Genomic DNA, 18929 nt, shown 5'->3' on the forward strand with positions numbered 1-18929 from the left:
GTGCGCCACGACCTCGAACTCCTCAGCATCCCCCACGTGATCAGAGTCGCCGCACACCGCCACGGCGACGCCACGGCCCTCGTCGAGGGTGAACGCCGCATCTCCTTCCGGGAGTTGGCGGACCTGATGATCCGCTCGGTGCGCTCGGCCCTCGCCCTGGGCATCGGCCCCGGCGACCGGGTCGGCCTGTGCGCCCCCAACTCGGCGGAGTGGATACTCGCGGCGGTCGGCATCCAGGGCGCGGGCGGCATCGTCGTCCCCCTCAACACCCGTTTCAAGGCCGGGGAGCTCGCCTACATCCTGCGCAGGTCGGGGGCGAAGGCCCTGTACGCGACGCCCTTCCTGGGCCGCGACCACGTGGCGGAACTCCGCGCACACGAACCGGAGTTGCCCGCCCTGCGCTGCACGCCCGCCCTCTTCGAGCGGGCCGACGAGGTCACCCCGGAGGCCGCGCACGCGTCGATCGACCGGCTCACCCCGGACGACGTCTCCGACGTCATGTTCACCTCCGGCACGACCGGTCACCCCAAGGGCGTGATCCTCACGCACGGCCAGTCGCTGCGGGCCTACGGCTGGATGTCGACGGAGTACACGTTCACCGCCGGCGACCGCTTCCTGGTCGTGCCGCCGTTCTTCCACTGCTTCGGCTACAAGGCGGGCTGGCTCGCGTCCTTCCTGCACGGCGTGACGGTGATCCCGATGCAGGTCTTCGACGCGGCAGCGGCGTTGGAGATCATCGAACGGGAGCGGGTGAGCATCCTCCTGGGCCCGCCGACGATCTTCCACGACCTCCTCGACCACCCCGACCGCCCCCGCCGCGACCTCTCGTCCCTGCGGGTGTCGATGACCGGCGGGACGACCATCCCCGAGTCCCTCGTCCACGCCATGAAGAAGGACCTCTCCTTCGACATCGTGCTGAGCGCCTACGGACTCACCGAGTCCACCGCGCTGGTCACCTCCACCCGTCTCGACGACACCGAGGAGACGGTGGCCCGCACCACCGGCCGCCCCATCCCCGACGTCGAAGTCCGTATCGCCGACGGGGAGATACTCGTCCGCGGCTACAACGTGACGCGCGGCTACTGGGACGACCCCGAGGCCACCGCCGCCGCGATCGACCCCGACGGCTGGCTCCGCACCGGCGACGTCGGCGTCCTCGACCCGGCGGGCAACCTCCTGATCGTCGACCGCAAGAAGGAGATGTTCATCGTCGGCGGCTTCAACGCCTACCCGGCCGAGATCGAGCGACTCCTGCTCACCGACGACCGGTTGGCGCAGGTCGCGGTCATCGGCGTCCCCGACGAACGGCTCGGCGAGGTCGGCTGCGCGTACGTCGTCCCCCGGGCCGGCGCCGACCTCACCGCCGAGGACGTCGTCGCGCGGGCACGCGAGCACATGGCCAACTTCAAGGTCCCGCGCCACGTCCGCTTCGTCGACCACCTCCCGCGCAACGCGAGCCTGAAGGTCCTCAAGCACGAACTGCGCGCCCGTTTCGGGGAGTCCTGAGATGCCGGGCCCGCTGGCCGGGGTCACGGTCGTCACCCTCGAACAGGCCGTGTCCGCCCCCATGTGCACGCGCACGCTGGGCGACTTCGGGGCCCGCGTCATCAAGGTCGAGAACCCTGAGGGCGGCGACTTCGCCCGCCACTACGACGACGTCGTCGGCGGCCTCGGCGCGCACTTCGTGTGGGCGAACCGGGGCAAGGAGTCCCTGGCCCTCGACCTCAAGTCCCCGGCGGGCATGCGGGTGTTGCACCAGCTCCTGGCGACGGCGGACGTCCTCGTCTCCAACCTCACCCCGGGCACGACCGCCAAACTCGGCCTCGCCCCCGCCGACCTGGAGATCCGCCACCCGCATCTGATCGCCGTGGAGATCGACGGCTACGGTCCCGGCGGCCCCCTCTCCCACAAGCGCGCCTACGACCTGCTGATCCAGGCCGAGTCGGGCGCCTGCTCGGTCACCGGCACCCCCGGCGCCCCCGCGAAACCCGGCCCGCCCGTCGCCGACGTCACCAGCGGCCTGTACGCGGCACTGTCGGTCCTCGCCCTGCTGTACTCCGGCCGGCGCGCGCCCGTCCAGGTCAGCCTCTTCGACACGATGACCGAACTGATGGGCTACCCCCTCACCTACACCCGCCACTCGGGCGTCGAACAGCAGCCCCTCGGCATGAGCTCCCCCGCCGTCGCCCCCTACGGCGCCTACCGCACGGCGGACGCGCAAACGGTCGTCCTCGGCACGACCAACGACCGTGAATGGGACCGCCTGGCAAGGGAGTTGATCGACCGCCCCGACCTCGCGGACGACCCCCGCTTCCGCACGAACGCCGGCCGCACGGCCCATCGCGCCGTCCTGGAGGAGGCGATCGGCGACTGGTGCGCCCGCCACACCCTGGCGGACGTCCAGCACCGCGCCGACACCGTCGGCATCGGCAACGCCCGCTACAACACGGCCAAGGACGTCCTCGCCCACCCCCAGCTCACCGCCCGCGACCGCTGGCGCGAGATCGACACCCCCTCCGGACCGGTCCCGGCACTGCTGCCGCCCCCGGTGATCGCCGGGTTCGACCCGCCGATGGGGGCGGTGCCCGCGCTGGGCGAGCACACGGACACGATCCTCGGCGAACTCGGTTACGGCGCGGGGGAGATCGCCGATCTCAGGGAGCGGGGTGCGGTGCGATGAGTGTGCTGCTGGTCGACGACACGGACGGCGTGCGCACCCTGACCCTCAACCGGCCGCACAAGCGCAACGCCCTGGACGCCGAGTCGTGGTCCGCGCTGCGCACGGCGCTGGTCGAGGCGGGCGAGGACAGGGCCGTACGGGTGCTCGTCGTCACCGGTGCGGGCGGTGCGTTCTGTTCCGGGGCCGAGGTGCCGGTGACCGTCAGTCCGGCTCATCCCCTGTACCGGATGCGGACGTTGACGGACGTGGCGCTGCTGCTGCACGACCTGCCGGTGCCGACGGTCGCCAAGGTGACCGGGGTGGCCGTCGGCGCGGGCTGGAACCTCGCGCTCGGCTGCGATCTGGTCGTGGCGACCCCCGAGGCGTCGTTCTCGCAGATCTTCGCCCGGCGCGGCCTCTCCCCCGACCTGGGCGGCTCCTGGCTGCTGCCGCGACTCGTCGGACTCCAACAGGCCAAACGGCTCGCCCTGTTGGCGGAGACCATCGACGCCGAGGAGGCGCGGGCGCTCGGGCTCGTGACGTGGGTCGTGGACGCCGGCGAGGTGGACGCGTTCACCGCCGAGGTCACCGCCCGGCTGGCCGCCGGTCCGCCCGTCGCCCTCGCCCAGACCAAGTCCCTGCTCAACCAGACCGGTTCGCTGCGGGATGCGCTCGCGGGCGAGGCCCGCGCCCAGGCCGTCAACTTCGCCTCCACGGACGTCCCGGAGGCGTACGCCGCGTTCAGGGAGAAGCGCGCACCGCGTTTCACCGGCGCCTGGGCACCCTCCGCACCGGCCTCCTCGCCCCCGACTCCCCCTTCACGAACGGCCTCACGATCGGAGAGCGCATGACCCGGGAAGCCGTGATCGCCGCTGCCGTCCGCACCCCCGTCGGCAGACGCGGCGGAGGGCTCGCGGACATCCACCCCGCCGGCCTCTCCGCCACTGTCCTCAGGGCACTCGCGGACCGCACCGGCATCGACCCCGCCGAGGTGGACGACGTCATCTGGGGGTGCGTCTCCCAGATCGGCGACCAGGCCGGCAACATCGCCCGCTACTCCGTCCTCGCGGCGGGCTGGCCGGAGTCCGTGCCGGGCACGACCGTCAACCGGGCCTGCGGATCGAGCCAGCAGGCCCTGGAGTTCGCCGTCCAGTCGGTCCGCTCCGGTCACCACGACGTGGTCGTGGCGGGCGGCGTCGAAGTCATGAGCCGCGTCCCGCTCGGCGCGGCCAAGGCGGGCGGAATGCCGTACGGACCCCAAGTCCTGGCCCGTTATGACGACTTCTCGTTCAACCAGGGGGTATCCGCCGAACTCATCGCCCGTAAATGGGGGTTCGATCGCGTCCAGGTCGACGAGTTCGCGGCCTCGTCCCACCGGAAGGCGGCAGCCGCGCAGAGCACGTTCGACGAGGAGATCGTCCCCGTGGCGGGCGTCGCGAGGGACGAGGGCATCCGGCCGGGCAGCAGCGTGGAGACCCTCGCGAAGCTGAAACCGGCGTTCCAGGAGGACGGTGTCATCCACGCGGGCAACTCCTCCCCGATCTCGGACGGTTCGGCCGCCCTTCTCGTCACCACCCCGGAGAAGGCACGGGAGTTGGGCCTGCGCCCCCTGGTCCGCTACCGCGCGGGCGCCGTCACCGGCTCCGACCCGGTGCTGATGCTGACGGGCCCGATCCCGGCGACGGAGAAGGTCCTGCGGAAGGCGGGCGTCGCCCTCGCGGAGGTCGGCGTCTTCGAGGTCAACGAGGCGTTCGCGCCGGTCCCGTTGGCCTGGCTCGCCGAGACCGGCGCCGACCCCGCCCGCCTCAACCCGCTCGGCGGGGCCATCGCCCTGGGCCATCCGCTGGGCGCCTCGGGCGCCGTCCTCATGACCCGGATGATCCACCACATGCGCGCCCGCGGCATCCGCTACGGGCTCCAGACGATGTGCGAGGGCGGCGGCACCGCCAATGCCACGCTCGTCGAACTCGCTGACTGACAGGGGGTGTCGCCGTGCGCCGGGAAGTGTTCACCGCCGATCACGAGGCGTTTCGCGAGCTGGTGCGGGACGTGGTCGCCAAGGAGGTCGTGCCGCACTACGCCGAGTGGGAGAAGGCGGGCCGTCTCCCACGCTCCTTCTTCGAACAGCTCGGCGCGCTGGGCCTGTTGGGGATGGCGGTGCCCGAGGAGTACGGGGGCGGCGGGCAGCCCGACTACCGCTACAACGTCGTCCTCCAGGAGGAGGCGGCCCGCGCGCTCGTCACCCTGGGCACGGTCCGCACCCAACTCGACGTCGTGCTCCCCTACTTCCTCGCCTACGCGAACGCCGAGCAGCGCCGCCGCTGGTTCCCGGGGCTGGCCGCGGGCCGGCTCCTGACGGCGATCGCGATGACCGAGCCCGGCACCGGCTCCGACCTCGCGGGCATCCGCACGACCGCCGAACGCGACGGCGACAGCTACGTGTTGAACGGTGCGAAGACCTTCATCACCGGCGGCCTCCTCGCCGACCTCGTGATCGTCGTCGCGCGCACCGGCAGCGACCCCGGCGACCGGCGTGCGGGGCTCACGCTGCTCGTCGTGGAGGACGGCATGCCGGGCTTCACGCGCGGCCGGGTGCTGGAGAAGCTGGGCATCAAGACGCAGGACACGGTCGAGCTGTCCTTCGACGGCGTACGGGTGCCGGTCGCGAACCGGCTCGGCGAGGAGGGCGCCGCCTTCCGCTACCTGGGCCACAACCTGCCGCAGGAGCGCATGACGGTCGCCGTCGGCTCGGTCGCGCAGACACGGGCCGCGCTCGACACGACCGTCGACTACGTCAAGGAGCGCCGGGTGTTCGGCAGCCCGGTCGCCTCCTTCCAGAACACCAAGTTCGAACTGGCCTCCGTCGCCACGGAGTTGGAGGCGGCACAGGCCCTCCTCGACCGGGCCGTCCTCGACCTCGTCGACGGCCGGCTGTCCGGCGCCGACGCCGCGAAGGTCAAGCTCTTCTGCACGGAGGTCCAGGCCCGCGCCGTCGACCGCTGCCTTCAGCTCTTCGGCGGATACGGCTACATGCTGGAGTACCCGATCGCCCGGCTCTACGCGGACGCCCGCATCACCCGCATCTACGCCGGCACGAGCGAGGTCATGAAGGTCATCGTCGCCAAGTCCCTCGGATTGTGAGCCACATGAGCCCCGGCAGCCCCATGGACGACTTCTCGCACCGCCCCGGCGTCGCCTTCGTCGCGGGCGGCACCGGCGCGATCGGCGCCGCCGTCGTACGGCTCCTGGCGGAACGCGGCAGCCAGGTGGTCCTCACCTACCGAAGCGACAAGACGGCGGCCGACGCACTCGCCGACGAGATCGGCCCCCACGTCACGGTCGTACAGCTCGACTTGACCGACGAGGACGCCACGGCGCAAGCCGTCACCGCCCACCCGGTACACACCCTCGTCTACGCCGCCGGCCCCCACGTCCCCATGACCCACCTCAGCAAGGTCACCCCCGCCCAGTACCGTGCCCAACTCGAAGGCGACGCCGTCGCGTTCTTCAATCTCGTCCACCCCGCCCTGCCGCTGCTCAGGGAGAGCAACGGCAGCATCGTGGCCGTGACGACGGTCGCCACCCGCCGCTACCCCGTCCGCGACGGCCTGTCGTCCGGCGCGAAGGGTGCCGTCGAGACCGTCGCCCGCGCCCTGGCCGCCGAGGAGGGCCGCTACGGCGTCCGCGTGAACTGCGTGGCCCCCGGGATGCTCACCGACGGCATCGCGGGCCGTCTGATCAGCAGCGGTGAACTCGACGAGGCGGCCCTCGCGGTGACCCGGCGCAACATCCCGCTGCGCCGGTTCGGGGCGGCGCGGGACATCGCGGAGGCGGTCGCGTTCCTCGCCTCGGACCGGGCCGGGTTCATCACCGGCCAGGCCCTCGGCGTGGACGGCGGCTACAGCGTCTGAGCGGGGTTCTCGAACCAGGCCGGGCCGTCCTCGGCCTGCGCCTGCTTGATCCGGGCGACCGCGAACTCGGGCAGTCCGGGCGGGAGTTCGTCGGGGGCGAACCAGCCGACCTCCAGGGACTCGTCGTCGTTGACGCGGGCCTCGCCGCCGGTCGCCCGGCAGCGGATCGTGATGTCCATGAACTGGACGACGTCGCCGTTGGGGTAGGTGTGCTCCTCCAGCGCCTGGACGAGCACGACGCGTTCGGCGACGCAGTGCACCGCCGTCTCCTCGTGGACCTCGCGCACCGCGCACACGGCCGGCTGCTCGCCCGGCTCGGGGATGCCGCCGACGACCGACCACTCGCCCGTGTCCGAGCGGCGTCCCAGCAGGACTCTGCCCTCGTCGTCGAAGACGATGGCGGTGACCCCGGGGAGCCACAGGAGCTGGTGTCCGGCGGAGGCTCGGATCGCGCGGATGAAGTCAGGAGTTGCCATGCCCCGACCCTAACCGGCCGATCTTGGTGGACCGGCCGGTGTCGGGAGGCGTACGCCCGGTGTACGGCTACGCGTCACCGGTGCGCCGGGCGCGCAGCCCGGAGCCGATCGCCCAGCCGAGGCCGCCGGCGGCGACGAGGACGAGGAGCATCTCGGGGAGGATGCCCATCCTGGTCGCGGGGGTCTCGGAGGAGCGCAGCGGCACCTTCTGGACGAGGGAGTCGGCGACGAACATGCCGGTCTTCTGGGTGATCCGGCCGTCCGGCATGATGATCGCGCTGACGCCGCTGGTGACCGGGACGACGACGGTGCGGCTGTGCTCCACCGCGCGCACGCGCGACATCGCGAGCTGCTGGTAGGTCATCTCGCTGCGGTCGAAGGTGGCGTTGTTGCTGGGCACGGAGATGAGCTGCGCGCCGTGCGTGACGGTGTCGCGGACGTCCCAGTCGAACGCGGCCTCGTAGCAGGTGGCGATGCCGACCTTCGTGCCGCCGATGGTGAACACGCCGGGTTTGGTGCCCCGGGTGAAGTTCGAGGCCATCGCGGTCCAGTTCGGGTTGATCGCCTTGACCAGCCCCTGGAGCGGCATGTACTCGCCGAACGGCTGGATCTGCCGCTTGTCGTAGGTCTGCGTGGGGCCCTTCGCCGGGTCCCACAGGATCTGCTCGTTGAACAGCTTGCCGTCGCGCTGGACGACGCCGCCCACGGAGACGGGCGCGCCGATGGCCTCGACGGCCTGCTCGATGACGGCGGCGGCGGTCGGGTCGGTGAAGGGGTCGACGTCGGAGGAGTTCTCCGGCCACAGCACGAAGTCCGGCTTCGCGGTCTTCCCGGCCTTCACCTCGGCGGCCAGCCGCTCCGTCTCGCGCGCGTGGTACTCCAGCACGGCACGCCGCTGGGCGTTGAACTCCAGGCCGAGCCGGGGCACGTTGCCCTGGATCGCGGCGACCGTGACGGTGCCGTCCTCGGCCTTGTCGCTGACCAGCGAGCGGGCCGCGACGGCGCCGACGACGGGCACGGCGACGCTCAGCAGGGCGACGGCGGCGGCCGGACGCGTCACCACGCGCGCGAGGCGGCGTTCGCGGACGAGGCGGACGACGTCGTACAGGCCGAAGCCGCACAGGACGACCGCGAAGCCGAGCACCGGGGTGCCGCCGACGGCCGCGAGCGGCAGGAAGATCCCGTCGGCCTGGCCGAAGGCGATCTTGCCCCAGGGGAAGCCGCTGAACGGCGCACGCGCGCGTGCGGCCTCTCCGGCGGTCCACAGGGCCGCCGACCACAGGGGCGCCCCGGGCAGCCGGGAGACGGCGGCGACGCCCACGCCGACCAGGCCGACGAAGACGGCCTCGATCGCCGCGAGGGCGAGCCACGGCAGCGGGCCGACCTCGACGCCGGTCCACTTCAGCAGCGGGACGAGGAAGCCGAGGCCGAAGAGGTAGCCGAGCCCGAAGGCGGGCTTCCAGCTCCGCTCGCGCAGCACCCAGGCGAACGCGGCGAACGCGGGCAGCGCGAGGAACCACAGGGGGCGCGGCGGGAAGCTGACGTAGAGCAGCGCTCCGGAGAGCACGGCGACGACGGCCGGGAGGAACCGCAGGAGGCGGCGGCCACGCGGAGCGGGCGCGGCCTCGGGCTCCACCTGTCCGGAGGGCCCTGCGGGGGGTGCGGTGACGGTCACTCCGGGAGTGTACGGCGGGTGACGTTCGGGCCGACAGGACGGTTCTCACAGCTCGGACCGTCACGGACATGACACACCTTCTCCGTGACCTCCCTCCTGTCCGCACAGGTCATCCACAAACCCCCGCCCAGCCGTTACGGTGTGCGCAGCCCTGGTGGACGCGTGGTCGGGCACGCGGCCGGGGCGAGGACGGTCGGGGGACCGGGTTCGGGGGGCTGGGTGGGAACAGCGGGACGGACGTCCGTGGCCGGCGACGGCACGGACGGCGACAGACGAAGCGGCTCCGACGCGCTCGGTACGGCGGTGCTCGCGGCCTGTGCCGTGTGGGCGCTGGTGTCGGCGGGGGCGAACGACGGGCGGGCCGAGGGGACGCTCCTCGCGGTGCTGGCGGTCGCCGCCGGGTACGCGGCGGGCCGGATCTCCGGCGCGCTGTCGCCGGTCGCGGTGCCCTGTGCCGCCGCGTTCGCGGGGCTGGCGCTGACCGTCGCCGCGCCCGAGCTGTCCCCGGGTCCGGAGAGCGCCGCCCCGCTGGGCCGGGCGGGCGCCGAGGCGGCCGTCCTGACGCTCGTCGCGGGTTCGGCGTGCTGCGCGGCCTGGGCCACGCCCGCGCCGGCGCTGCGGCTCGTCCTGCGGCTCCTGGGGGCCTCGGCGGCGGTCACGGGGGCGGCCCTGGGGTCGGTGGCGGCGGTCGTGACGTGCTGCGCGGTCCTGCTGGCCTCGCTCGGCGCGGGGCGGGTGAGCCGGGGTACGGGGGTCGCGGGGCTGGTCCTGGGGACCGCGCTGCTCTCGGGGCTGACCTGGGCGGTCGCCGCGGGCGCGGTGCGCGGCGGGCTCGCCGAGGCGCTCGCCGGGCCGCTCACCCCGCGCCGGATCGCCCTGTGGCGGGAGGCGCTGGACCTGGCCGAGAGCCATCCGGGCCTCGGCACCGGACCGGGCAGTTTCGCCGAGCTGAGCGCGACGGCCGCCCAGTCGCCCCTGTCCGACGGCCACCCGCACTCCGCGCCCCTGCAACTGGCCGCCGAGCAGGGTGCCGTGGGCGTCCTCCTGCTGGCCGTCGCCTTCGCCTGGCTCCTGCACGCCCTGTGGCGCTCCCCGCGCCCCACGCCGGTCGTCCTCACCGCGGGCGCCGCCCTGACCGCCCTCGCGGCCCTCGCCCTCGTCGGCAACGTCCTGAGCTTCACGACCGTCTCGGTGGGCGCGGGCCTCCTCGCGGGCATCGCGACGGCCCACCCCCTGCCGCAGGAGGCACGGGGGCCGGGCGGGACGGTGCGGGCGTACGAGGAGGACACCGCCGGCTGAGCGGGCGGCCCGGCCGGGAGGTCAGTGCGCGACCCCGGGCCCGGCCGGTCGCAGCCGGTCCCTGATGACCCGTACGGCCGCCTCCGCGTCGTCCACGGTGATCGTGAACGTGTGCCCGTCCCACAGCCGCAGCACGACCCCTTCGCCCCGGCGTACGACGACGGCGGTGCCCTTCTCGGGACGCCACCGGTAGCCCCAGCCGCCCCAGTGCCGGGGCGTGACGTGGGGGTCGAAGTCGGCGTCGGCGACGAGGGCGAGGGGGATGCGGCGGCGCGGCAGGCCCATGTGCCCGCAGCGCACTTCGAGGCAGTCGCGGTCGACCTTGAGGCCGACGTGGAGGAAGGCGAGGGTGCCGAAAAGGACGAGGAGTCCGGCGGCGATGCAGCCGACCACGGACATCGCGAGCGGCGCCACGCCCGACGTCCAGGCGGAGTCCACGGCCAGTTCGATGCCGAGCGCGAGGCAGGCGGCGCCGGCGAGCGCGGGCAGCCACTGGAAGCGGTTCGTGGCCCGTCCGGTCCACACGTCCGGATGCGGGGTCTTCTCGTCGCGGGGGTGGTCCCTCATGCCTACGAGGTTACTCACGTTTCGCCCGCCGGGTAGCGCGTCCCACAGAGTGGCTGCTCCGGGTGGGGGGCGTGCGGCTAGGAGGTCGCCGTGGGGACCGGGAGGGCGCGTCCCTCCGCGTAGGCGAACGCGGCGTCCGGGAGGACGCCTTCGCGTCCGTTGAGGAGCACGGTCAGGCCGCCGGTGGCGGGGGCGTCGGGTGCGGGGGCCGCTCCGACGCGGCGCAGCGCCTGGGCGGCGACGGCTTCGGCGGAGGCGTGCAGGACGAGCGGGGGCCGGCCGGGGCGCTGGAGGGCGGCGCGGATGCGTTCGGCGAGGAGTTCGTAATGGGTGCAGCCCAGGACGACGGTCCTTACCTCGTCCGGGGTGAGCGCGGCGGCGGCGTCGATCGCGGCGGCGACGGCGGGTTCGTCGGCGTGTTCGACGGCCTCGGCCAGTCCCCAGCAGGGCACCTCGGCGACGTCCACGCCGCCCGCGAAGTCCCGGATGAGGCCGCGCTGGTAGGGGCTGCCGGTGGTGGCGGGGGTGGCCCAGATGGCGACGGGTCCGCCGAGGGCGGCGGCGGGCTTGATCGCGGGGACGGTGCCGACGACGGGGACGCCGGGCTCCAGGAGGGCGCGCAGGGCGGGCAGGGAGTGCACGGTCGCGGTGTTGCAGCCGACGATCAGCGCGTCCGGCGCGTGCGCCGCCGCCGCCTCGGCGACGGCGAGGGCGCGCGCGGTGACGTCCTCGGGGGTGCGCGGGCCCCAGGGCATGCCCTCGGGGTCCAAGGAGAGCACGAGATCGGCGTCGGGCCGCAGGCGCCGTACCGCAGCGGTGGCCGCCAGCAGGCCGATTCCGGAGTCCATGAGCGCGATCTTCACCCGGCCACGATAGACGATGGCCCGGTCGCGGCCCCTGGTGTGGGGCACACTGCGCGGGTGAGCGCCATCGTGTGGACCGCCGCCCTGTCCCTCGTCTCCTGGCTGTGGCTGCTGCTGTGCCAGGGCTTCTTCTGGCGCACGGACGTGCGTCTGCCGCCCGCCGCGCGGGAGCCCGCCGACTGGCCCGACGTCTGTGTCGTCGTCCCCGCGCGGGACGAGGCCGCCGTCCTCCCCGAGAGTCTGCCGTCGCTGCTCGCGCAGGACTATCCGGGACGGGCGGAGGTCTTCCTCGTCGACGACGGCAGCTCCGACGGCACCGGGGACCTCGCGCGGGAGCTCGCGGAGCGCTGCGGGGGGCTGCCGCTGACGGTGTCCTCGCCGGGTGAGCCGCCGGCCGGGTGGACGGGGAAGCTGTGGGCGGTGCGGCACGGCATCGCGTGCGCCCGCGCGCGGGAGCCCGAGTTCCTGCTGCTGACGGACGCCGACATCGCGCACGCGCCGGACAGTCTGCGCACGCTGGTGGCGTCCGCGCGCGCGGGCGGCTACGACCTGGTGTCCCTGATGGCGCGGCTGCGGGTGGAGAGTCTGTGGGAGCGGCTCGTCGTCCCCGCCTTCGTGTACTTCTTCGCGCAGCTCTACCCGTTCCGCCGGATCGGCCGCAGGGGCGGTCGTACGGCGGCGGCTGCGGGCGGCTGTGTGCTGCTGCGCACGGAGACGGCCGTACGCGCGCGTGTGCCGGATTCGATCCGGCAGGCGGTGATCGACGACGTGGCGCTCGCGCGGGCGGTGAAGGGCGGTGGCGGGCACATCTGGCTGGGGCTCGCGGAGCGCGTCGACAGTGTGCGCCCGTATCCGCGGCTGGGCGATCTGTGGCGGATGGTCTCGCGCAGCGCGTACGCCCAGCTGCGGCACAGCCCGCTCCTGCTCGCCGGTACGGTCCTCGGGCTCGCCCTGGTGTACCTGGTGCCGCCCTCGGCCCTGGTCGCGGGCCTCGCCGCGGGGAACGCGCCCGTCGCGGTGCTGGGCGGCGTCGCGTGGGCGGTGATGACGGCGACGTACGCCCCGATGCTCCGGTACTACCGGCAGCCCCTGTGGCTCGCTCCGCTGCTGCCGTTCACGGCGTTCCTGTACCTGCTGATGACGGTCGACTCGGCGGTGCAGCACTACCGGGGGCGGGGGGCGGCGTGGAAAGGGCGGACGTACGCGCGTCCGGACGCCGTCGCGGACGAGGGATGAACCCTTTTTATTTGAATACTCAATAAGGGGTCTCCCGGTAATTCACCCGCCGTCCTCACTTCCTCCCGGGCGTCCAGTTCATGCCCCACCCATAAGCGCGGTCGATGGTCCGCTGCGGACTCACCCCCCGCTCCGGCACCAGATACCGCGCCTCCCTGCGCACGACGAGATCGCCCCCGGTGTTGGTGATCAGCGCGAGCGCGCACACCGTCGAGGGGACCGTGCACTCGTCGAGCGAGAAGTCGACCGGCGCGCCGTGCTGCGGTCTCAGGGTGACCGTCGCGTGCAGGTCGGCGAAGGAGCGCGCGCCCGCGTAGATCGTCACGAAGACGAGGACGCGCCGCAGGTCGGCGGTGTGGTCGAGGTTGACGGTGAGGTTCTCCCCCGCCGCCACGGCCCCGGTGCGGTCGTCGCCGTCGAGGTGGATGTACGGCGGCCTCTCCAGCGCGCCGAAGGCGTTGCCGAGCGCCTGGACGACGCCCTTGCGGCCGTCGGCGAGTTCGTAGAGGGCGCAGAGGTCCAGGTCGAGGCCGGTGTGCGCGGAGCCCGCGCGGGACTGCCAGTTGAGGTTGACTCGCAGGGCGCCGGAGGTGCCGCCCTGTTTGGTGAGCGAGACGGAGGGGGCGGCCTTCGTGAGGGTGACTTTGGTGAGCCGTACCGGAGGGGCGGCGGGGCGCTGGGGTTCGTCGACGGTGATGCCGTAGTCCGTCGCGAGGCCCTCGAGGCCGCTGTCGTACCCCTGGCCGACCGCGCGGAACTTCCAGGCGCCCTGACGGCGGTACAGCTCGCCGAGGACGAAGGCGGTCTCGACGCTCGCGCCGGTGCTGTCGAAACGGGCGACGACGGTCCCGCGCGCGGCGTCACGGACCTCGACGTACAGGCCGGGGACCTGCCCGAAGGCGCCGCCGTCGGCGGAGGCGGCGAGCAGGACGGTCTCGACGTCGTCCTCCACGCGCGCGAGGTCGACGAGCAGCGTGTCGGTGACGAGCCCCCCGGAGGTGCTCCTGCCCTCGTACCGGACGGTCCCGGAGGCGTGCGCGGGCTGGTTGTAGAAGACGAAGTCGCCGTCGGAGCGGACCTTGCCGCCGACGAGGAGCAGCGCGGAGGCGTCGACGTCGGGGACGCCGGGGCCCGTGCGCCGCCCGCACTCGATCCGCAGCGCCGTCGTCGGCACCGGGACGTTCGCCCCCTTGGACATCGACGGCATCGCCATACGGCCCCCTTCAACTCCCGCCGGGGGCACCGGAACACGCGCGTTCGGCCCCCGGAAACCCTGCCGGAACTTGCTCTTTACACAATTCCAACCCGCATTGTCGCCCCTTTTTCCCACGTTCGCTCGTATTGGGGATACAGGGCCACTCCCGACGCGGAAAACAACCCGCATACCCGTCTCCCCAACCGGCTCTTCGTGGGCTTACCTTAGGTCCCATGACCTCCCCCCGCTCCACCTATGGTGGCGGCTACTACTCGTCCGCCCCCTTCCCGGACACCCCGATCTACGACTCCCTCGTCGCCGAACGGGGCACCCCGCAGATCGCCCCGATCCGGGTCCCGGCCGCATACGACGTGCCGAGCGTGCCGAGTATGCCGGGGATGCCAGGGATGCCCGGCATGCCGGGCGCCAACCTGCCCGCGCTGCCGTCGGCGCTGCCGGCCCTCCCGGCGGGCCCCTCGCAGGCCCCGTACGGCTATCCGCAGGCGCAGCAGCCCGCCCCCCTCCAGCAGGCCCCGGCGGCGTACGTCCCGCCGCAGGCCGGCATGCAGCGCGGGTACCCGGCGCAGCAGGCGCCGATGCAGCCCCAGCCGGCCCCGATGGGCGGCGGGTCGATGGGCGGCCCCATGGGCGCGATGGGCGGCATGAACCCGATGGCGGGCGGCACGGGCTACGAGGCGATGCGCCCGGCGGCGCCGCGCCCGAACCCCGCTCCCTACCAGGACCCGTACAACAACCAGCAGCAGTACCGCGGTTACTGAGCGTCCCGGGATCGGTCCCGCCTGCTGGCAGGATTGATCCCATGCGGAATGCGGAGCTGCTGTCGATCCACGTCCACCCGGTGAAGGCGTTCCAGGGGGTGAGCCCCCTGGAGGCCGAGGTGGAGCCCTGGGGGCCGGTCGGGGACCGGCGGTGGGCCGTGGTCGACGACGGGGGGAAGGTCGTCACCCAGCGCCAGCAGCCGCGGCTCGCCCTCGCCGCCGCCGAGCCCTTGCCCGGTGGCGGCGTTCTGCTGTCCGCGCCCGGTCTCGCGCCGCTGGAGGTCGCGGTCCCCGAGCCGGTGGGCACGGTCGTCGTGGAGATCTTCCGCGACAAGGTCGAGGGCGTCCCCGCGGCGCCCGCCGCGCACGCGTGGTGCAGCGCCTTCCTCGGCGCGGACGTCCGCCTGGTGCACATGGACGACCCGGCGACCCGCCGCCCGGTCGACCCCGAGTACGCGCTCCCCGGCGAGACGGTCGCCTTCGCCGACGGCTACCCCCTCCTCGCGACCACGACGGCCTCGCTGGACGCCCTCAACTCCCTGATCACACGCGGGGAGCACGCCGCCGAGGGCCCGCTGCCGATGGACCGGTTCCGGCCGAACGTCGTGGTCGGCGGCACCGAGCCATGGGCGGAGGACGGCTGGTCGCGTCTGACGATCGGGAAGGTCGCGTTCCGGGCGGCGAAGAAGTGCGGCCGGTGCGTGGTGACGACGACCGACCAGACCACCGCCGAGCGAGGCAAGGAGCCGCTCGCCACCCTCGGCCGGCACCGCCGGATCGGCGGGAAGCTGGTCTTCGGCCAGAACCTGGTGCCGCTGACGCGCGGCGTGATCCGGGTCGGCGACCCCGTGCGGTTCCTGGGCTGAGGAACGCGCCGGAATTTCCTCCTTCGTCCCGGGAACCAGCGGCCGGACCTCGGGCGTTGACGCTTCGTGAGAAGTTCATGAGAGGCCCCGGCCGCAGGTGATTTCACTCTCTCTTCGACCGGGTCCTTCGATGAACGGCTGTCCCGGGGGTTATGACGGAGCGGAAAGGGGGTGCGAGGCGGTGCGAGCGATCCGCGGACTCTGGCGCTGGCGGCACAACCCGGTGCGCCGTACGACGGACCTGGCCGAGGCGTGGCTGGCGGCCGGCGCCCTGCTGCTGGTGCTCGTCGTCGCGCCGGTGGCGGGCCTGATCGTCGGCTCCTTCGTGGAGGACGCCCTCCTGACGTCGGTGCGCGCCCAGCAAAGCACCCGGTTCGAGACGACGGCGACGGTCGTGAAGGAACTGAAGGGCTCCGCGTTCGTGACGGACCCGGAGGCCGTCTCCGGCCGGGACTCCCGCAGCCGCGTCGAGGCCGACTGGACGGCCCCCGACGGCAGCGCGCACCACGGCTCGGTGACGGCCGCGCTGGACACCCCGCACCCGGGCGACCGCTTCTCCCTGTGGACCGACGACACGGGCCGTCCGACGGGCCGCCCGCTGGACGTGCCGACGGCGCAGACCCACGCCGTGCTCGCCGGATTCGGTGCCGCGCTGTGCGCGGCGGGCCTGGTCGAGGGCGCGCGCCGGGGCGTCGTCTGGACGATGGTGCGCCGCCGCTACGCCCGCTGGGACCAGGCATGGGACCGCGCGGGCCCGGACTGGGGCCGTACCGGCACCGGCAGTTGACGACACCGCGCCGGGGCGTGCGGGCGGTGTCACGCCAGTGGTCAACTCACCACCCGCGCGCACGCTACGGTGGACCAGCCGACCTTCTTCGGCATCGACCCGCGTATCACGAGGTGGGGGCACAGCATCGTCATGGCACAGGGCACGGTCCAGGTGACGCACTCCGGTACATCGCGGTGGCGGCGCCGCACGGGTGAGTACGCCTCGCTCGCCGCCGCCCTGGAGGCCGCGGCCGACGGGGACGTCCTCACCGTCGCCCCCGGCACCTACCGGGAGAACCTCGTCGTCGAGCGTGCGATCACCCTGCGCGGCCCCGAGGGTGCCCCCGGTTCGGTGCGGATCGCCCCCGCCGACGGGGTGCCGCTGACGGTCCGTGCCTCCGCCGTCGTCCAGGACCTCCACGTCGAGGGACAGGACGCGACGTCGCCCGCGCTGCTGGTCGAGGAGGGCACGCCGGAGCTGCTGGACGTCCGGGTCGTGACCCGCTCGGCGGCCGGCATCGAGGTGCGCGGCGGGGCCCGGCCGACGGTCCGGCGGTGCACGGTCGACAACCCGGCGGGCATCGGGATCGCCGTCCTCGACGGCGGTGGCGGGGTCTTCGAGGAGTGCGAGGTGCTGGCGGCCGGCCAGTCCGGGGTCTCCGTACGCGGGGGCGCGCACCCGCGCCTGGAGCGCACGCGCGTGCACCACACCTCCGGCTCGGGCGTCAGCGTGACGGGCGACGGCACGGCGCTGGAGGCGGTCGGCTGCGAGATCTACGAGGTGCGCGGCAGCGGCGTCCAGATCACCGCGCGCGCCACCGCCCACTTCACCGACTGCGGCGTCCACCGCACCACCGCCGACGGCGTCACCCTCGACACGGACGCGGTGCTCACCCTCGCGGACTGCCGTATCCACGACATCCCGGAGAACGCCGTGGACCTGCGCTCGCGCAGCGTCCTGACCCTGACCCGCACCTCGGTACGGCAGTTCGGGCGCAACGGCCTGTCGGTGTGGGACCCGGGCACGCGGGTGGACGCCAACCAGTGCGAGATCTTCGACAGCACCGGCGACTACCCGGCGGTGTGGGTGAGCGACGGCGCGACGGCCGTCCTCGACTCCTGCCGCGTCCACGACGTCCCGGACGCCCTGTTCGTCCTGGACCGGGGTTCCCGCGCGGACGTCGTCGACAGCGACCTCACGCAGGTCCGCAACACGGCGGTGTCCGTGAGCGACGGCGCGACCGCGCAGCTCGACGACTGCCGTATCCGCGAGGCCGCGACGGGCGCCTGGTTCCGCGACCACGGCAGCGGCGGCACGCTCAACAACTGCACGGTGGACTCCGTCCAGACCGGTGTCATCGTCACGAAGGGCGCCGACCCGACGGTCGAGCGGTGCACGGTCGACTCGCCGGCCGAGGCCGGGTTCTACGTGTCGGCGGGCGGCAGGGGCTCCTTCAACGGCTGCAAGGTCACGGGCAGCGGCGGCTACGGCTTCCACGTGATAGACGGCAGCCGCACGACCCTGCGCAAGTGCCGTACGGAGCGGTGCGCGCGCGGCGGCTACGAGTTCGCCGAGGCCCCGGACTCGGCGCCGGGTTCGGGCCCGCTGGTCGAGGACTGCACGAGCGACGAGAGCGGCGGCGTACGCACCCCCGCGGCGCCCTCGCTGGCGCCGCGCGAGACGGCCGTGCAGACCGTCACCCACACCCCCGGGCTGCTGGGCACGATCCCGGACCAGCGGCCGGTGGCCGCGCCGGAGCCGTCGGTGTCCGAGCAGACGATGGAGATCAAGGCGCCGAAGGACGTCCTGTCCGAACTCGACGCGCTGGTCGGTCTGGACAGCGTCAAGCGCGAGGTGCGGGCGCTGATCGACATGATCGAGGTCGGCCGGCGCCGACAGCGCGCGGGCCTCAAGGCGGCTTCCGTGAAACGCCACTTGGTGTTCACGGGCTCCCCGGGCACCGGCAAGACGACGGTCGCGCGCCTGTACGGCGAGATCCTCGCCGCGCTGGACGTCCTGGAGAAGGGCCACCTGGTCGAGGTGTCCCGGGTCGACCTGGTCGGCGAGCACATCGGGTCGACGGCGATCCGCACGCAGGAGGCGTTCGAACGGGCGCGCGGCGGTGTCCTGTTCATCGACGAGGCGTACGCGCTGTCGCCGGAGGACGCGGGCCGGGACTTCGGCAAGGAGGCCATCGACACGCTGGTGAAGCTGATGGAGGACCACCGCGACGCGGTCGTGGTGATCGTCGCCGGCTACACCGCCGAGATGGAGCGCTTCCTCGCCGTCAACCCCGGTGTGGCGTCCCGTTTCTCACGGACCATCACCTTCGGCGACTACGGCCCCGAGGAGCTGCTGAGGATCGTCCAGCAGCAGGCGGACGACCACGAGTACCGGCTCGCGGGCGGCGCCCCGGAGGCCCTGCTGACGTACTTCGCGGAGATCCCGAAGGGTCCCGCGTTCGGCAACGGCCGTACCGCGCGCCAGACGTTCGAGGCGATGGTGGAGCGGCACGCGAGCCGCGTCGCGCAGGTCGTGGAGCCGAGCACGGACGAACTGACCCTGCTGTACGCGGTCGATCTGCCCGAACTGCGCTGAGCGGCAAGGGAGTTCACCCAACGGGGTTACGGGGGA

General features: G+C 73.3%; 17 protein-coding genes. 12 read left to right on the forward strand and 5 right to left on the reverse strand.

The genetic code is table 11. From position 1 onward, the window contains the following. From ABZX85_RS13440 to ABZX85_RS13465, 6 genes are read left to right on the forward strand one after another with little or no spacing between them, the layout of a single operon-like run. Positions 1 to 1506 (forward strand): AMP-binding protein, encoded by a 1506-nt coding sequence (locus ABZX85_RS13440; protein WP_355866285.1) that lies wholly within the window; start codon positions 1 to 3, stop codon positions 1504 to 1506. A gap of 1 nt (position 1507) precedes the next feature. Then, a complete protein-coding gene (locus ABZX85_RS13445) occupies positions 1508 to 2680 on the forward strand; it encodes a CaiB/BaiF CoA-transferase family protein (RefSeq protein WP_355866288.1) in 1173 nt (390 codons plus the stop codon). Beyond that, positions 2677 to 3510 carry an enoyl-CoA hydratase-related protein gene (locus ABZX85_RS13450; RefSeq protein ID WP_355866291.1) on the forward strand — a complete coding sequence of 278 codons (834 nt, stop codon included), beginning with the start codon at positions 2677 to 2679 and terminating at the stop codon, positions 3508 to 3510. The genes ABZX85_RS13445 and ABZX85_RS13450 overlap by 4 nt, the downstream gene beginning before the upstream one ends. Further along, entirely contained in the window at positions 3507 to 4637 is a 1131-nt protein-coding gene (locus ABZX85_RS13455) for a thiolase family protein (RefSeq protein ID WP_355866294.1), read from the forward strand. The genes ABZX85_RS13450 and ABZX85_RS13455 overlap by 4 nt, the downstream gene beginning before the upstream one ends. A gap of 14 nt (positions 4638 to 4651) precedes the next feature. Then, positions 4652 to 5800: an acyl-CoA dehydrogenase family protein gene (locus tag ABZX85_RS13460; RefSeq protein WP_355866297.1), complete on the forward strand. Its 1149-nt coding sequence runs from the start codon at positions 4652 to 4654 to the stop codon at positions 5798 to 5800. Between the two features lie 5 nt (positions 5801 to 5805). Then, positions 5806 to 6570 carry an SDR family oxidoreductase gene (locus ABZX85_RS13465; RefSeq protein ID WP_355866300.1) on the forward strand — a complete coding sequence of 255 codons (765 nt, stop codon included), beginning with the start codon at positions 5806 to 5808 and terminating at the stop codon, positions 6568 to 6570. On the opposite strand, the gene ABZX85_RS13470 is transcribed toward ABZX85_RS13465, so the two are convergent. Both ABZX85_RS13470 and lnt read right to left on the reverse strand, forming a co-directional pair. After that, positions 6558 to 7046 carry an NUDIX domain-containing protein gene (locus tag ABZX85_RS13470; protein WP_355866303.1) on the reverse strand — a complete coding sequence of 163 codons (489 nt, stop codon included), beginning with the start codon at positions 7044 to 7046 and terminating at the stop codon, positions 6558 to 6560. The two genes, ABZX85_RS13465 and ABZX85_RS13470, sit on opposite strands and share 13 nt — an antisense overlap. Before the next feature lie 67 nt (positions 7047 to 7113). Continuing rightward, positions 7114 to 8721, reverse strand: coding sequence for an apolipoprotein N-acyltransferase (gene lnt / locus ABZX85_RS13475; RefSeq protein ID WP_355866306.1), 1608 nt, complete (start codon positions 8719 to 8721; stop codon positions 7114 to 7116). A 243-nt stretch (positions 8722 to 8964) separates the two neighbouring features. Here lnt and ABZX85_RS13480 point away from each other — a divergent pair, with 243 nt between their 5' ends. Continuing rightward, entirely contained in the window at positions 8965 to 10020 is a 1056-nt protein-coding gene (locus ABZX85_RS13480) for an O-antigen ligase family protein (RefSeq protein ID WP_355866700.1), read from the forward strand. Between the two features lie 21 nt (positions 10021 to 10041). Here the strand turns inward: ABZX85_RS13480 and ABZX85_RS13485 are convergent, their stop codons facing one another. Both ABZX85_RS13485 and ABZX85_RS13490 read right to left on the reverse strand, forming a co-directional pair. Further along, entirely contained in the window at positions 10042 to 10587 is a 546-nt protein-coding gene (locus ABZX85_RS13485) for a hypothetical protein (protein ID WP_355866309.1), read from the reverse strand. Between the two features lie 77 nt (positions 10588 to 10664). Continuing rightward, on the reverse strand, positions 10665 to 11450 hold the full coding sequence (locus tag ABZX85_RS13490; protein WP_355866312.1) for an aspartate/glutamate racemase family protein: 786 nt from the start codon (positions 11448 to 11450) through the stop codon (positions 10665 to 10667). Positions 11451 to 11507: 57 nt separating this feature from the next. On the opposite strand from ABZX85_RS13490, the gene ABZX85_RS13495 reads away from it, so the two are divergent. Next, the gene (locus ABZX85_RS13495; RefSeq protein WP_355866314.1) at positions 11508 to 12686 is read left to right on the forward strand and encodes a glycosyltransferase; all 1179 of its coding nucleotides are present in this window, start codon (positions 11508 to 11510) and stop codon (positions 12684 to 12686) included. Between the two features lie 55 nt (positions 12687 to 12741). On the opposite strand, the gene ABZX85_RS13500 is transcribed toward ABZX85_RS13495, so the two are convergent. Then, positions 12742 to 13884 carry a TerD family protein gene (locus ABZX85_RS13500; protein WP_355866703.1) on the reverse strand — a complete coding sequence of 381 codons (1143 nt, stop codon included), beginning with the start codon at positions 13882 to 13884 and terminating at the stop codon, positions 12742 to 12744. 230 nt (positions 13885 to 14114) lie between these two features. Here ABZX85_RS13500 and ABZX85_RS13505 point away from each other — a divergent pair, with 230 nt between their 5' ends. From ABZX85_RS13505 to ABZX85_RS13520, 4 genes are all read left to right on the forward strand, one after another. Continuing rightward, on the forward strand, positions 14115 to 14660 hold the full coding sequence (locus ABZX85_RS13505) for a DUF6643 family protein (RefSeq protein ID WP_355866317.1): 546 nt from the start codon (positions 14115 to 14117) through the stop codon (positions 14658 to 14660). 41 nt (positions 14661 to 14701) lie between these two features. Then, complete coding sequence (locus ABZX85_RS13510; protein WP_355866319.1) at positions 14702 to 15526, forward strand: MOSC N-terminal beta barrel domain-containing protein; 825 nt, start codon at positions 14702 to 14704, stop codon at positions 15524 to 15526. A 181-nt stretch (positions 15527 to 15707) separates the two neighbouring features. Beyond that, positions 15708 to 16313 carry a hypothetical protein gene (locus ABZX85_RS13515; RefSeq protein ID WP_355866322.1) on the forward strand — a complete coding sequence of 202 codons (606 nt, stop codon included), beginning with the start codon at positions 15708 to 15710 and terminating at the stop codon, positions 16311 to 16313. A gap of 132 nt (positions 16314 to 16445) precedes the next feature. Next, complete coding sequence (locus tag ABZX85_RS13520) at positions 16446 to 18893, forward strand: right-handed parallel beta-helix repeat-containing protein (RefSeq protein WP_355866706.1); 2448 nt, start codon at positions 16446 to 16448, stop codon at positions 18891 to 18893. The last annotated feature ends 36 nt before the right edge of the window (positions 18894 to 18929 follow it).

It is taken from the genome of Streptomyces sp. NPDC004539, assembly GCF_040610055.1.
Lineage (GTDB): Bacteria > Actinomycetota > Actinomycetes > Streptomycetales > Streptomycetaceae > Streptomyces.